The organism is Acidaminococcus sp. BV3L6, assembly GCF_000468835.1.
In the GTDB taxonomy this organism is placed as follows: Bacteria; Bacillota; Negativicutes; order Acidaminococcales; family Acidaminococcaceae; genus Acidaminococcus; species Acidaminococcus intestini.
Map to the genome: position 1 here is coordinate 1 of NZ_AWUR01000021.1, position 15,727 is coordinate 15,727.

Sequence of the window (15,727 nt, forward strand, 5' to 3'; positions counted from 1 at the left end):
TGCTTCCTCAGGAATACCCGGACTTCTTTTATTTCTTCTGCCCTTTGTTTATATGTTCAGACGATTGATCAAGGACAAAACTTGGATTCGTAATCCAAAGTGCTTCATGCTAGTCGGTTGTTTAATTACACTTCTTGCTGCGGGTTTCAGTAATTCATTTAATGGAGGGCCAATGGGAGTGGTGTTAGGTCTTTTATATATTCAATCTTGCTCATTAAGTAATTCTGCTCAGTAGGAGGATTAATTTATGTACGACTATCTGATTGTTGGTTCCGGCCTTTTTGGCAGCGTCTTTGCTCATGAAATGCATAAAAAAGAAAAATCCTGCCTTGTCCTCGAACGCCGTCCCCATGTTGGCGGTAATATTTACTGTGAGAACAAGGATGGCATTAACATCCATACCTATGGCGCCCATATTTTTCACACGTCGAACAAAAAAGTCTGGGACTACGTGAATCAGTTTGTTGAATTTAATAACTACGTCAATTCTCCCGTTGCAAACTATAAAGGCGAGCTCTACAATTTACCCTTTAACATGAATACCTTTACGAAAATGTGGGGCGTTGTAACACCTAAGGAAGCGGCCGAAAAGATTGCCCAGCAGCGCGCCGAAGCAGGCATCACGGAACCCAAAAATCTCGAAGAACAAGCCATTTCCCTTATCGGGACGGACATTTATACGAAGCTCATCAAAGGTTATACGGAAAAACAGTGGGGACGGAGCTGCACGGAGCTGCCAGCATTCATCATTAAACGTCTCCCCGTTCGTTACACCTTTGATAATAACTATTTCAACGACCGCTATCAGGGCATTCCCGTGGGTGGCTACAATAAGCTTATCAAAGGCCTTCTTGCTGGTATCGAAGTCCGTATCGGTGTGGATTATCTGAAGCACCGCGACGAATACAAAGATATCGCGAAAAAGATTGTCTATACCGGCCCCATTGACGAATACTTTGGTTACAAATTGGGCCCCTTGGAATACCGCGGCCTGCGTTTTGAAACGGAGCGCCTCGAAGAAGAAAATCATCAGGGTGTAGCCGTCATGAACTATACGGACCACGAAACGCCCTGGACTCGAATCATCGAACATAAACACTTCGAATTTGGTACCCAGCCCGTAACCTATGTGACGAAAGAATATCCCACAGATTGGCAGCCGGGCCAGGAAGCGTATTATCCGGTGAATAACGAAAAGAATCAAGCCCTTTATGCAAAATACGCCAACCTCGCTGAAAATGAACAAAACGTCATTTTCGGTGGCCGCCTTGCGGAATATAAGTATTATGATATGGATGACGTAATCAAGAACGCTCTTGTTATGGCCGAGTTGATTTTGTGAAAGGGATATACTAATGACAGATGATATATTTTATATAGGTGAAAATTTAATTAAGCAAAGACACGCGGGCAGCAAGGCACGTTCCGATGTAGAAAGTATATTCGATGGGAGATACAAGCAGGTTTTTGAAATAAAACAACAAGCTTTTACTGGATATTTTGATAAAGCAATCTTTCTGTTATCGCTTGATTCTTTGTCTACGATCCATAAGTTACTTTCCAGTTTTCCACATGCTCCGATTATTATTCAATACCCATCTTACTATAACAGAATATATAATTGGCTTATTGAGAACTTTATATGGCATCATAAATCTGTTTTGTTTGTTCATGATATTGAAACGTTGCGTTATGGGGATGAACATGCAATTCGAAGAGAAATATCATTGATGAATAGTACAAAAGCCATTATTCTGCACAACCATAAAATGACAGAAGAGCTGCGCCATCATGGGCTTATTGTCCCCGTTGTAGAATTAGGACTATTTGATTATATTATAAATAAAGAAATACCTAAGTTCGATAGAAAATTAGGAAATAGAATTGTATTTGCTGGTAATCTAGGGAAAAGTAAATTTCTCACAAAAATTCCTACTTCATCCTTACATTTGCAATTTGACCTTTATGGTATTAATTGTCCTGATAAGCTTATTTATGATAAAAGTATCTTTTATCATGGCAGTTTTGATGCTGATGATTTGCCTTACCATTTGGAAGGAAATTTTGGCTTAGTGTGGGATGGGTCCTCTTTAGATACTTGTGATGGTCCGTTAGGACATTATTTAAAATTCAATAATCCTCATAAACTATCATTATATCTGGCCTCTGGACTCCCAGTAATTGTTTGGAGCCAATCAGCTATGGCAGAGTTTGTACAAAATGAAAATGTTGGTATTGTTGTCGAAAGTTTGCATCAAGTTCGACCTTTTATCAATCAATTATCGAATGGGGATTATTTAAAGATGCTTTCAAACGTGAGGAATATTCAGCAGAAATTGATAAATGGTTATTTTACGAATCAAGCTTTAAATAAATTGGAAAAAATTTTATTAAGCTAAATTGCAATAACAAGTTGGACACTTTTCTAGCTCTGCTTAAACTACACCCAGACTATAGATTTTATCTAGTTCTTCTGAAAATATCTCTTCTCGACTATGGCAGCCGAGAATCTTTCGAGGAAGGCTGTTGCACCACAGCTCAATTTCTAAGATGTCTTCTGCTGTGTAGGAGTCAATCCGCTTCCCTTTAGGGATGAAACGTCGGATAAGCCCGTTGTGGCACTCTACGGAGCCTTTATCGCACGAGGCGTAGGGATGCGCATAGTATAGAGGGTCTCTGCAGCTTTTTCGAAGTTTGAAAGGCCTGCAAACTCTGAACCATTGTCCGTCGTAATTATTTTGAAGATTTCTCCGAAGTGTTCGCCGTATTCATCCAAGAGTGTTTCGAAGGCAGCCATAACGCTTTTAGCGGATTTGTCGGGCAGCTTAACAATCATGAACTCCCTGGTCTTACGCTCCAAAAGAGTAAGAAGGGCCTCATTTTGGCCGGACTTTGCGCCAATAACTAGATCACATTCCCAATGGCCGAATTCCTTTCGTTCCTCGACTTCTTTAGGCCTTGCTTCAATACTCCGGTCAAGTTTTCGCTTGTTCAGACGAAGCAGATGTTTCTTCGTTTTTCTGCGCAGTTTCATGGGCAGATTGTGGTTCCTGATACAAGAGCATTGCCCACGCAGACATCAAGGGACCGCCCTGTGGAACAGAACTTCTTTTCAACAAGCTCGATGAAAGCCTTCTTATCAAGGTAGCTGTAATGATGGCAGGAGGCCTTTCTGTTCTCTTCGTAGACCTTCTGCCCCCTGGAGGCTTTATACCGTCTTTTGGTGCCGTTATAAAGCAGTGTGGATCCGCGCTTGATTTCATTGGATATAGTAGTTGGAGAACAGGTAAGCTCTCTGGCAATGACTCTTAAGGAATACCCATCTTTCAAGCGAATTTGGATGAGCATCCGATCCTCGTACGAAAGATGTTTTCCCTTTTTGTGCCCATTTGTGGTAGAACATGTGATGCCCATAGTATCATTCCTCCTAGGATTTGGTCTGGTAGCTATATTCTAACAGAGGATGCTTCATTATGGGCCTTTTTATATTCCCAAAATGGACCCTTTAGGGGTGCCCAACTTCATTTTACAATTAGCCAAATTTTTATTAAAATAAGGTTAGAAAAACTAGAGCTATATGGAGGAAATTAAATGAAGGTCGTAATTTTAGCAGGTGGATTTGGTACAAGAATCAGTGAAGAAAGTCAGTTTAAACCGAAGCCCATGATTGAAATTGGTGGGCAGCCAATTCTTTGGCACATTATGAAGATTTATTCTCACTACGGGTTCAATGAATTTGTAATTTGTGCAGGCTATAAACAGCATGTAATTAAAGAATATTTTGCTGATTATTTCCTTCATACATCGGATATTACCTTTGATTTTACACGGGGAAAGAAAGATGTAATCGTCCATAATAGTTCATCGGAACCATGGAAGGTTACTGTTGTAGATACCGGTTATAATACGATGACAGGAGGACGGATTAAGCGAATTAAAGATTACATTGATGATGAAACTTTCATGCTGACCTATGGTGATGGAGTCTGTAATGTAGATGTAAGAAAATTAGTTGATTTTCATAAGAAAAATGGTAAAATTGCAACTTTAACTGCAGTCAATGTGGGCCAACGTTTTGGCGTGCTTGGTGTTAATCAGGAAAATGTGATAACCTCCTTCCGGGAAAAGAAAGAAAAAGATGGTGCCGTTATTAATGGTGGTTTCATGGTATTAGAACCTAAGATTTTTGACTTTATTGAAGGCGATGACACTGTCTTTGAACAATATCCGTTGGAAAAAGTGGCCGAAGAAGGTCAATTAATGGCCTTTCATCATGATGGTTTTTGGCAATGTATGGATACACAGCGGGACAAGATGCAGCTTGAGAAAATGTGGGCTGAAGGAAAGGCGCCGTGGAAATTATGGGAATAGATTTAGAGTTCTTTAAAAATAAAAGGGTTTTCATAACCGGACATACCGGTTTTAAAGGAACGTGGCTTTGTAAAATTTTAGAAATGGCTGGCGCTGAAGTTACGGGCTATGCATTGGAATCGCCAACGGAGGAAGGCGGAAAGGTTTTCCGTCTTTCAGGCGCAGAAGCGGGTATGAATTCCGTAATAGGTGATATCCGGGATTTAGATAAGCTTTCTAAAGTTTTTGAAGAGGCTCACCCGGAAATTGTAATGCATCTCGCCGCACAGCCGATTGTGTTGGAGAGTTATCGGAATCCGGTTGTGACGTATTCGACCAATGTAATGGGAACAGTGAATATCCTTGAATGCGTAAGGCAGGCTGGGTATGTTAAGTCATTTTTAAACGTAACGACGGATAAGGTGTATCAAAACAATGAATGGGCGTGGGGATATCGTGAAATAGATCCCCTTGACGGTTATGATCCTTATTCAAACAGTAAAAGTTGTTCTGAACTTGTTACTCATAGCTATCAAAAAAGCTTTTTCTCAAGCCAAGGTACAGCGATTTCAACGGCCCGGGCTGGTAATGTAATTGGTGGAGGTGATTTTGCAGAAAATAGAATCATTCCTGATTGTATCAGGGCTGCCTATGCAGGGAAACCTATTGAAGTGAGAAATCCATATTCTACAAGGCCGTATCAGCATGTGTTAGAACCTCTTTATGCCTATTTGATGATTTGTGAGGCTCAGTATAAAAATATTAAATTTGCAGGAGCCTATAATGTGGGCCCTGACGATTGTGACTGTGTGACAACAGGTGATCTTGTTACATTGTTCTGTAATAGTTGGGGAGATGGACTTTCATGGATAAGTGAGGCTGTATCAGGTGCTCCTCACGAAGCTGGGTTTCTTAAATTAGACAGTTCAAAGCTTAAAAAGACTTTTGCGTGGACCCCTAAATGGCATATTGAAACTGCCATAGCTAAAACTGTGGAATGGGCCAAGGAATATAAGAAAAATAGTAATAATATAGATAGATGCATGAAAAATCAAATTCTTTCATTCTTAAGTACTAAATGATACGCTCTAATTTAAGTTTAGTATTATATTAAGAAAAGAGGTTTTAACTCATGGCAAAAAGAGAATTGTTGGATTGTACATTAAGGGATGGCGGTTATGTCAATGATTGGGAATTTGGCCATGATAAGATTGTTGAAATCTTTAAGCGGTTAGTTAGTTCAGGTGTTGAATATATTGAAGTTGGTTTTCTTGATGATCGGCGCAAATTTGATATTAACCGGACTATTATGCCTAATACGCAGGCTATTAATAAAATTTTTGGAGGACTGAATAAGGGGAATTCAACTGTCTTAGCCATGATTGACTATGGGACCTGTAGTATTGATCATATTCAGCCTTGTAAAGATACTTTTATCGATGGAATCCGAGTCATTTTCAAAGAACATCTTATGTACGATGCACTTGCGTTTTGTAAACAATTAAAGGATCTCGGCTATATCGTTTTTGCTCAAATGGTATCAGTAACCACGTATACTGATGAGAAATTAAAGGAATATTCTAAGCTTGTTAATTCTGTTATGCCGTATGCCACATCTATGGTAGACACTTACGGACTCACAGAAGCTGATCAAATTTATCATATTTATAGTATCTTAGATAAATATATAGAACCAAAGGTTAAAATTGGCTTTCATGCTCATAATAATTTTCAACTTGCCTTTGCTAATGCCATGGCATTTTTAAACTATGATAGCAAGAGAAATCTTCTTGTTGATGGGACCCTCTACGCAATGGGTAAAAGTGCTGGAAACGCAGCATTAGAATTACTTATGATGTATATGAATCAAAAATATAGCAAACATTACGACATTAACCAAGTTTTGGAAGCAATTGATAATGTAATTATGGATATATATCATAAGCAATACTGGGGATATAATATGAAATTCTATATTTCTGCTGAAACAAAATGTCATCCGAATTATGTTTCATATTATTTGGATAAAAAGACTCTTTCAGTTAAGCAGATTATGGAGCTTCTTGAATCCCTTAAAAATGAAAAGAAATTGCTTTATGACAAAGATTATGCAGAGCAAATGTATTTGGAGTATCAGAGCATCCGGTGTGATGACAGAGATTCAGTCAAAAAGTTGACTAAGATATTGAAAGGTAAGAATATTCTTCTGCTTGGCCCTGGAAATAGTATTAAGAGACAAAAAAAACGCGTCGACAGATATATTGATGAAAATGAACCTTTAGTGATATCCGTAAATTATGTTCCAAAGGATACTTTGGTTCAGGCCATTTTTTTAACAAATTCAAAGAGATATACAGAACTGATGAATACTCTGGATGAAAGTGTAAATAAAGATGTGGCTATTATAGCTACATCAAATGTTTACAAAACAAATGGTGCTTTCACTTATGTCTTGAATTATGAAAATCTCATCGATAAAGACACGGAGATAGCTGATAACTCTTTAGTAATGCTGCTTAAAGCTATGATTAATTTTAAAGTAAAAAAAGTCTTTTTAGCTGGTTTTGATGGATATTCTAAACGTCGAGATAATTATTTCGAGATTAGTAGAGAATATAGTTATGTAAAAGAAAAAGCAGATTACTTAAATACGTACGTCAGAGAATTCCTAGAAAAAAATAGAAAAAAAATAGACGCTCAATTTATTACTCGATCCCACTATAATAAGAAAGAAAAGAAAGATGAAAAGTAAATACGAATTACTAATCTGGGATGTGGATGGCACTCTTCTAGATACTTCGGAAGGAATAATTTCCTCCGCAATTTATTCAATTAGGAAACATTCATTAGATATTCCTTCGGAAGATGTAATGAAGACTTTTATCGGACCACCCATACAAGACTCTTTTCAACGTGTGTTTAAAGTAAAAAGAGAAGAGGCGATGGCAATGGCTGATGATTTTAGAAATTACTATAAATTTAAAGATTTATTTAAAGCTAAAAAATATCCTCATTTGGACACCACTTTAAATAAAATAACACAGATGGGGGTAAAGCAAGTAGTTGCTACTTATAAACGTCAGGATTATGCTAATTCAATCATTGATCACTTTGGTTTGAATAAATTCATGAATATTGTCTGTGGTGCGGATTTTGAAGGGAAACTAAACAAAAGTGATATCATTCAGAAAGCAATATCAAAAAGTGGCGTCTCAGAATTGAGAAAAATTGTAATGGTTGGGGATACAGTGAATGATTTGACTGGTGCCCAAAATTTGAAAATTGACTTTATCGGTGTTTTGTATGGGTTTGGCTTTAAAGAGTATGATAGTATCAATTATCCTCATACGGTGGGAATTATTGATTCTGTTGAAAAAATCATACCTTTGCTGAGAGGAGAAGAAAAATGAAAATTAAAGTTGCAAAATATATTGCTAAGTTTTTGGTCAATCATGATATTACAGACTGTTTTATGATTACAGGTGGCGGAGCAATGCACTTAGATGATGCATTAGGGCACGAAGAAAAAATGCACTGCATCTTTAATCATAATGAGCAGGCATGTTCATTTTCTGCAGAAGCTTATAATAGAATCACAGGAACAATTGCTGCAGTTTGTGTGACAAGTGGGCCTGGTGGTACTAACGCTATTACTGGTGTAATGGGTGCCTGGCAAGACTCTATTCCGATGTTTGTACTTTCTGGGCAAGTTAAAAGAGAAACTACTATTTGGTCTTGTCCTGAATTAAATCTCAGACAATTAGGAGATCAGGAATTCGATATTATCCATTCTGTGCAAAATATGACTAAATATGCTGTAATGGTAACTAATGCGCAAGAAATTGCTTATCATCTGGAAAAGGCATTATTTTTAGCTAAAGATGGGAGAGGCGGCCCTGTTTGGCTCGATATTCCTTTGGATATACAAGGCGCTTCGGTAGAAACAGATGATTTGATTCACTTTGATCCTAGTGCGGAGAAACCATGGAAAGTAAACTCAGATTTGGGCGGTATAGCAGCAGAAATCCTTTCAAAAATTAAGGATGCAAAAGCTCCGTTGATTCTGGTTGGCACTGGTATTCACCTAGGAAAAGCAGAAAATGATCTCTTGGATTTAATTAATAAATTGCAAATCCCGGTAGTTACAGCGTGGAATGCCAATGACCTTGTTGCTTTTGATAATCCTTATTTTGCTGGTATGCCAGGAACAGTAGGAACTCGCTCGGGTAACTTTGCTGTTCAAAATTGTGATGTTTTATTAAGCTTGGGATGTCGATTAAATATCAGGATGATAGGATATAATCATTTTGATTTTGCCAAAAATGCTTATAAAATTATTGTTGATATCGATAAACGAGAATTGGCGAAACCTACTTTAAAAATTGATATGCCAGTCAACGCGGATGTTAAAGATTTGATTGGCGAAATGTTGAAAATTGAATACATGCCGGAAGATTCTCATAAAAAATGGGTTAAGTGGTGTAAGGAACTTGTCAATAAATATCCTGCTACTTTACCAGAATATCATCATACTGATAACAGTCCTATCAATCCATACGTATTTATTGATAAGTTATTTGGCGAATTAACAAGTGAAGATAGAATTATTTGCGGGAATGGGAGCGCTTGCGTAATTACATTTCAAGCTTGCAAAATAAAGCAAGGGCAACGGATGTTTACGAATTCAGGTTGTGCTGCAATGGGATATGGGTTTCCTGCAGCTGTCGGAGTAGCTGTATCTGACAATTCGCGGCGAACCGTTTGCTTAGATGGTGATGGTAGCTTTATGATGAATTTACAAGAGTTGGCCACTGTAGCCTATAATAAACTGGATATTAAAGTTTTTATTATTAATAATAATGGATATTTGTCGATGCGCCAAACTCAGAGAAATTTGTTTAAACCTCCTTTCATTGGGATCGATTCACAAAGCGGAATTTGCTTCCCGGATTTTGCAAAGGTTGCTGAAGCTTTTGGAGTAGAATATTTCAATATTCCTGATGAACCGCACTCGAAAGAAATTATTGATAAAGTACTAAATCACCATGGACCATGTATTTGTGAAGTAATGGTAGATCCGAATCAGAATTTTATACCAAAATCTTCTTCTAAAGTGCTTCCTGATGGTCGTATAGTTTCTCCTACATTGGATGATATGGCACCATTTTTAAATCGTGAAGAATATGACAAAATTCACTTTGACAAGGAATAAAGAGGAGTCTTTTTTTCAAATGGATTTTAAATTTAAAACTGCTGTTCTTACAGGAGCCACAGGTGTTTTAGGCTCTGCGCTGCTTAATAAACTTGTAGAAAATGGTATCAATGTATATGTCGTGTGCCATGTTGGATCGCAAAGAAATAAGCAAATTTTAAATAATCCTTTGCTGCATAAAATTGATTGCAATCTAGAAAATATAAACGAATTGCCTGAACTGATTCATGAGAAAATAGACGTTTTTTATCATTTTGCTTGGCTAGGAACACAGGTCAATAGTAACCGCTTAAATATGTATCTTCAGCTCGATAATATTAAATACGCACTGGATGCTGTAAAAGCATCTAGTGCGCTTGGAGTGAAAGTGTTTATAGGAGCTGGAAGCCAAGCAGAATTTGGAAGAGTTAATGGAGTCTTACGCCCTGATACTCCGGTAAATCCTATTAGTGGTTATGGTATGGCTAAACTTTGTGCTGGCCAAATGACGCGTTTCCTCTGTCATGAATTTGGCATCAAACAAATTTGGCCTCGTGTTGTCAGTACGTATGGTCCGCATGATGCAAAGAAAACATTAATTAGTGTTGTGATAGACAAGCTATTAAATAATGAACGCCCTTCCTTAACAAAAGGCGAACAAATTTGGGATTATCTTTTCGCAGAAGATGCAGCGGAAGCCTTTTTTAGGATGGCTACAAAAGGAAAGGATGGCGCTGTTTATGTGTTGGGTAGTGGCGAGCCACATCCTTTAAAAGAGTTCATGTATGCTATAAGGGATGCAATAAATTCTTCTGCAGAATTGGGGATTGGTGAAATTCCGTATCTTCCTGATCAAGCCATGCATTTGGAAGCAGATATCACTTCATTAAAAGAAGATTTAAATTGGAGTCCTACGACTAATTTTCAAACGGGTATAAAGAAAACGATAGAATGGTATAAGGCTATGAAGGGTATGAATTGTGAAAATAAAAAAAATCAAAGGCAGTTTACTTCAATTTATTAAATTTGCCATTGTAGGTGTTTCAAATACATTTATAGGTTTGGGAACTTACTATCTATTTTTATTTTTAGAATTTCATTATTTAGTTTCTAATGTATTTTCCTGGATGATAAGTGTATTTAATGCCTTTTTCTGGAATAATCGGTACGTTTTTAAAAATGAACAGACGTGGTTAAACGCCTTGTTAAGAACTTATATATCTTATGGTTTTTCCTTTTTAATTGGTAGTTTTCTATTATTTATCATGGTTGAATGGTTACATATCTCTGATCGTATAGCACCACTTTTAATTTTATTAATTACAGTACCGCTTAATTTCCTGTTGAATAAGTTTTGGACATTTAAATAGGGGAGAATTATATTTTATGAAGAAAATCAGTGTTTTAATTCCTTGTTTTAATGAAAGTGATAATGTTATTCCAATTAGTGAGGCTATAATAGATGAATTTGCCAATTATTTGCCATCATATGATTATGAAATCGTTTTTATTGATAATTCTTCGACTGATGGTACCAGAGAAAAACTTGAGAAACTCTGTGGGAGAAATAAAAAAATAAAAGCAATTTTTAACGCTAAAAATTTTGGCCAATTTAACTCTCCCTATTATGGGATGTGTCAGACTACAGGAGACTGCACAATTAGTATGTGCTGCGATTTTCAGGATCCGGTCAGTTTAATTCATCGTTTTGTTGCTGAATGGGAAAAAGGATATAAGATTGTAAGCGCTATTAAAACGCAAAGTGTAGAAAATAAAGTCATGCGATTCCTTCGCACGTGTTATTACAAAACAATAAAGAAAATGTCTTCGGTAGAACAAATAGAACACTTCACTGGCACTGGACTTTATGATAAGAGCTTTGTTGATGTTTTAAAATCTCTGGATGACCCAACTCCTTTTTTAAGAGGGATTGTAGCTGAATTGGGAGCTCTTCGTAAAGATATACCATATACCCAAGCGAAGCGAAGAGCCGGAAAGACGCATAATAACTGGTATACTCTCTATGATGCTGCTATGCTAAGTTTTACCTCTTATACCAAGGTCGGCTTAAGAATGGCGTCTTTTCTTGGCTTCATAATCGCTTTATTAGATATCCTTTTTGCTGTTTTATATTTTGTCGCAAAATTGATTTGGTGGGATCGCTTTCCTATGGGTACGGCGCCTCTGCTAATTGGTATGTTTTTCCTTGGAGGAGTGCAGCTTATCTTTTTGGGCCTATTAGGTGAATATGTAATGAGCATTAATACTAGAGTTATGCATAGGCCTCTGGTTATTGAGGAAAAACGTTTAAATTTTTAAAACTAATGTCGCCTTCCTCGGTTTTTTAAGTTGTTACTAAAGGCTTAGTAGATATTTCGTATGTTTATTTAGTCTATTATTCTACCATTTTCTTGTTATGTTATTTTTTAGTTGAGGGGGTTTGACATGATTGCAGAAAAATTTAATGCAAAGTTGGCTAGGCATTGTAGGGTTATTTCAAATTCTAATCTGTTTTTTCTTGCTGCAACCTGCCTTTTAACATTTATGTATGTAGTGTATTTTTCTACAAAAGGTTTTCCAATTTCTGAGGGTTGGTATACCGAATATGCCTGGAGAATAAATCATGGAGATTTACCATATAAAGATTTTTCTCTTTTATTTCCGCCCCTATATGCTCATATAATCGCTTTAGTTACTAAATTATTCGGCTACAATCTTATTGTTTTACGATATTTAGGTGTTATTGTTTGCACTTTAGAGGCCCTGACTCTGTTTAAAATTTTTCGTTTTCTGTTTTCAAAGCATATTTCTTTTTTAATCAGCATTATATCACTGATTTATGGACACTCTGGAGCTATAGACATTATTTTTTATGATTATGTGTATTTCATGAATGTCTTTTTATTTACAAGTATTTACTATTTTATGGAATCGTTAAAGCTCGATAAGACTAGATTCTTTTTCCTTTCCGGCATTTTTGCTGGGCTTGTAGTATTGATGAAACAGAACGTAGGTATTATTTTTGTATTTTATAATCTTGTTTTCTTTCTTTTTTTGGGCATCTTTTCTAATGAAAGTAAGTCTTTAAACAGATTATTTTCATGGATATTTGGATGTATGATACCACTCGTACTAGCCTTCTATTACTTATATTCATATGACTTGTGGGATAATTTCCTCTTATCTTGTTTTAAGTCCGCGGTAGCGGCTAAAGGCGGTATCACAAAGATTTTATTTGAGTGGATACTTTCAAGTAAGTTACCTTTGTTAAGTGGTTTTATAGTCGCAATTTTTTTTGTAGCTATTACTAACACATATATGTTAAAGTGTAATAAAACGATATCGTATAACTACTTATATTCTATCCCTTTTTTGGCCCTTTTTTCAATTTGTTTTATAGGAATTTTTCACTTTTTGTTTGCTAAAGGTCACAGAATTTCTACATTCATTTCACTTTTTAATGACAATTTAATTATGTCTTGCAGCTTTTTCTTTTCTTTAATCTTCTTTTGGGTCTCTTTTTTAAGGATAATCTCACATAAGCTAAGATTGGCTACGGATGTTCTTAAGGATAATAAAACTTATTTAAAGCCATACCTAACTGGAACCGCATTTGTTGTAGGATGGGCTTGTGGTATGTCAGGCGGGTTAGCTACAAATCAAATTATGATCCCAATGGGGTTTTTATTAGGTTCATTATACTGTCATCTTGGTTATTTTAATACTCAGTTATTTCATCTTTTTGCAATTTCACTAATCTCTTTACTTCTTGTAACTATGGGTATATCCAAAAAATACGATAGTCTTTATAACTGGTGGGGGTTACAAGTTGGTAATATTTGGAATCAGCAATACGAAGTAAATGATCCTCATTTTAGAGGGATTATGGTTGACCAAGATACTAAGGATGCGTTTGATAAAATTTATTTCGTGGCGAAAAAATTTAATATTTCCGATGATGATTATGTATTTGTTGGACCACATTGTCCTATATTTTATACAGTTTTGAATAGTCATTCTAAACATTATTCTATTGTGCAATGGTTCGATGTATCTTCTGACAAGGATATTGATGATACTACTAATTGGTTAAGAGTGAATAATCCTAAGATTATAGTGTATTGTGATCTGCCTGAATTTGTATTGGATGCTCACGAGAAAAGATTTGGCCGTTATCAGACTAGGAGGCTTCAACGTTATTTACAGGGGTTTGTTGAAGCAAGAAATTATACACTGTATGGTTATCAATACTTAGCAAACGGCTATTTACTAAAGATTTATGCGTTAGAGTAATAACTTACGATTATGTTAAATAATGTTGCTCCGTGATCGCTCAGTAACGTATTATAATAAAAACCCAGTGATGTTGATTTTTTTCTGGTTTCCAGTAGTTATATTCCAGACTTGTGATATCGAAAGATCTTTTAAACAGAAATAAGAGAAGTTTAATCTATTATGCAGGATTGGGCTAATTATTCTATCTGAGCTTTAATGGAAGCTCAGATAGCGGGGTACATATTTTGAATAATGGTTATGACGATTCTATACTAAGGCGGTATGTGAAAATGTTGATTGCATTATCTTTTGCTTATCTAAATCTACCTATAGTAATCTATCTATTTTCGTGGATTAGATTTCCTTTTAATTTATTAAATTTTCTATTAGTTTATACATTTTATAAGTTATGCAGATCTAAATTAGTAACAATGCCGCTTAATAAACAGAAAATATTAATTAGTCATGTTGTTTATATTTCATTTATACTTTTTTTATATCTCTTAATGACGGGTCATGGTGGCTTTCTTTTTACTAACGGAGTTGATATTCCCTGGCGTAACGCGATTTATTATGATTTAATATCCCATTCTTGGCCAGTAATTTACGAGGAAAATGGAACGGCATTGACTTATTATCTAACATTTTGGCTTCCTGCTGCAGGAATTTCTTCAATTTTGGGCTTAACGAATTCACAAGCTCAGGTTGTCTTATTTATTTGGTCATTTATCGGTCTCTTGCTTGTCTGTTTGATGCTGTGCAATGAGGTCAAGGCCAACACATGCAAAGAAAATATTATTAGTACAATTACATTCTTTTTTTGGAGTGGAATGAACCTCATAGGAATGATTTTAAGGTCTGCAGCAGGAAAGGACCGCCCCTTTGCGATTGAGGATGCCCCAGGATTTGCAAGCTGGCAATATAGTTCCTGGGCTCATGGAGGTTATTTTATTGGGTACTTCATTCGAACTACCTTCGATTCTATAGCCAATGTATACAATCAGTTTATCCCAATGGCGCTCTGTACACTGCTTTTTTTGCGTTTTAAAAAGGATTATCGATTTTATGCTTTTATTGGCCTATTGGCACTACCGTATTCTCCTTTTGGATTTATTGGACTATCTTTATTGATGCTAGGGTATTTTCTTTGTCAATTATTCAAATCGAAGAATCGAAATGAAATATTAGTACAGGTTGCATCAATTGAAAATCTCTCTGCATTAATTTCAATTCTACCAATTTATGGTTTTTATTATACTGCGAACGCTGTTTCTGTGGCATCTGGTAATCAAAGTATATTCATGGCTCCCTTACATGCTTATACCTTTGTTCGTGTGTCAAATCTAATATTATTTTATCTTTTAAGTTTTGGCGTTTATTTATATTTGATTCGACCAAAGAAAAGTGATGCGATGCTTTGGATTGCAGCCGTTCTTCTCTGCTATTTTTCCTTTTTTTAAAATTGGTAGAGGCGGAGATTTTTTGTGGAATGCTTCAGTAGCGCCTTATTTTTTTATTATGTTGACAGTAATTAAACATTTGTTAACTATCATGCGAGCAAAGAAAGTATGGGGAAGAGATCTTTTACTAATCATTTGTCTTTGTATAGGTATGTTGACACCGATAATGCAGCTTAGTAGTTCTTTGCGAGCCTGTGCGCTTCACAAAACGCATGTTCTATATTTAGATCCTGAAAACGTTAATGGAACTTTTGAAGGTAAAGATGTAATAGCTTATCGAAATTTTCTCGCCGTACATTATAAAAATTCTTTTTTCTATAAATATTTGGCTAAGGATTAAAAACGCCGTTTGCAAGCCCTAAAAAATCTTTTTAGGGCTTGCAGTATTTTACATTTTTAAGTGGAATAGTGTATGATTAATGAGATGTGATTCTTGAAATGGGGCTTATTC

At 36.0% G+C, this 15,727-nt stretch carries 14 protein-coding genes and 1 pseudogene; 14 read left to right on the forward strand and 1 reads right to left on the reverse strand.

Annotated elements, in window-relative coordinates:
- The 3 genes from HMPREF1246_RS10795 to HMPREF1246_RS04355 form a co-directional block, all read left to right on the forward strand.
- Positions 1-235, forward strand: a 235-nt coding sequence (locus tag HMPREF1246_RS10795) for a hypothetical protein (RefSeq protein ID WP_231368224.1), incomplete at its 5' end; no start/stop codon positions are given.
- 12 nt (positions 236-247) lie between these two features.
- On the forward strand, positions 248-1,342 hold the full coding sequence (gene glf, locus HMPREF1246_RS04350) for a UDP-galactopyranose mutase (protein ID WP_021736818.1): 1,095 nt from the start codon (positions 248-250) through the stop codon (positions 1,340-1,342).
- Between the two features lie 13 nt (positions 1,343-1,355).
- Positions 1,356-2,399: a beta-1,6-galactofuranosyltransferase family protein gene (locus HMPREF1246_RS04355; RefSeq protein ID WP_021736810.1), complete on the forward strand. Its 1,044-nt coding sequence runs from the start codon at positions 1,356-1,358 to the stop codon at positions 2,397-2,399.
- A gap of 36 nt (positions 2,400-2,435) precedes the next feature.
- Here HMPREF1246_RS04355 and HMPREF1246_RS04360 read toward each other — a convergent pair.
- Positions 2,436-3,414: pseudogene (locus HMPREF1246_RS04360) on the reverse strand (IS30 family transposase).
- Between the two features lie 177 nt (positions 3,415-3,591).
- Between HMPREF1246_RS04360 and rfbF the strand changes: the two are divergent.
- The 11 genes from rfbF to HMPREF1246_RS10480 all read left to right on the forward strand — a co-directional run bounded on the left by rfbF (position 3,592) and on the right by HMPREF1246_RS10480 (position 15,616).
- On the forward strand, positions 3,592-4,371 hold the full coding sequence (gene rfbF, locus HMPREF1246_RS04365) for a glucose-1-phosphate cytidylyltransferase (RefSeq protein WP_021736825.1): 780 nt from the start codon (positions 3,592-3,594) through the stop codon (positions 4,369-4,371).
- Positions 4,362-5,432 carry a CDP-glucose 4,6-dehydratase gene (rfbG, locus tag HMPREF1246_RS04370; protein WP_035224338.1) on the forward strand — a complete coding sequence of 357 codons (1,071 nt, stop codon included), beginning with the start codon at positions 4,362-4,364 and terminating at the stop codon, positions 5,430-5,432. The genes rfbF and rfbG overlap by 10 nt, the downstream gene beginning before the upstream one ends.
- A 50-nt stretch (positions 5,433-5,482) precedes the next feature.
- Positions 5,483-7,102 carry an aldolase catalytic domain-containing protein gene (locus tag HMPREF1246_RS04375; RefSeq protein WP_021736819.1) on the forward strand — a complete coding sequence of 540 codons (1,620 nt, stop codon included), beginning with the start codon at positions 5,483-5,485 and terminating at the stop codon, positions 7,100-7,102.
- Positions 7,092-7,760 carry an HAD family hydrolase gene (locus HMPREF1246_RS04380; protein ID WP_021736801.1) on the forward strand — a complete coding sequence of 223 codons (669 nt, stop codon included), beginning with the start codon at positions 7,092-7,094 and terminating at the stop codon, positions 7,758-7,760. The genes HMPREF1246_RS04375 and HMPREF1246_RS04380 overlap by 11 nt, the downstream gene beginning before the upstream one ends.
- Complete coding sequence (locus HMPREF1246_RS04385; protein ID WP_021736812.1) at positions 7,757-9,562, forward strand: thiamine pyrophosphate-binding protein; 1,806 nt, start codon at positions 7,757-7,759, stop codon at positions 9,560-9,562. Before HMPREF1246_RS04380 ends, HMPREF1246_RS04385 begins: the two co-directional genes overlap by 4 nt.
- Positions 9,563-9,581: 19 nt before the next feature.
- Complete coding sequence (locus tag HMPREF1246_RS04390; RefSeq protein WP_021736826.1) at positions 9,582-10,565, forward strand: NAD(P)-dependent oxidoreductase; 984 nt, start codon at positions 9,582-9,584, stop codon at positions 10,563-10,565.
- Positions 10,522-10,911, forward strand: a complete 390-nt coding sequence (locus HMPREF1246_RS11075) for a GtrA family protein (protein WP_196800420.1) — start codon at positions 10,522-10,524, stop codon at positions 10,909-10,911. Before HMPREF1246_RS04390 ends, HMPREF1246_RS11075 begins: the two co-directional genes overlap by 44 nt.
- A gap of 16 nt (positions 10,912-10,927) precedes the next feature.
- Positions 10,928-11,860: a glycosyltransferase family 2 protein gene (locus HMPREF1246_RS04395; protein ID WP_021736823.1), complete on the forward strand. Its 933-nt coding sequence runs from the start codon at positions 10,928-10,930 to the stop codon at positions 11,858-11,860.
- Between the two features lie 126 nt (positions 11,861-11,986).
- Positions 11,987-13,834: a glycosyltransferase family 39 protein gene (locus HMPREF1246_RS04400; RefSeq protein ID WP_021736808.1), complete on the forward strand. Its 1,848-nt coding sequence runs from the start codon at positions 11,987-11,989 to the stop codon at positions 13,832-13,834.
- Positions 13,835-14,106: 272 nt separating this feature from the next.
- Positions 14,107-15,276, forward strand: a complete 1,170-nt coding sequence (locus HMPREF1246_RS04405; protein WP_021736805.1) for a hypothetical protein — start codon at positions 14,107-14,109, stop codon at positions 15,274-15,276.
- Positions 15,239-15,616: a hypothetical protein gene (locus tag HMPREF1246_RS10480; protein ID WP_155883604.1), complete on the forward strand. Its 378-nt coding sequence runs from the start codon at positions 15,239-15,241 to the stop codon at positions 15,614-15,616. The genes HMPREF1246_RS04405 and HMPREF1246_RS10480 overlap by 38 nt, the downstream gene beginning before the upstream one ends.
- Positions 15,617-15,727: the final 111 nt, after the last annotated feature.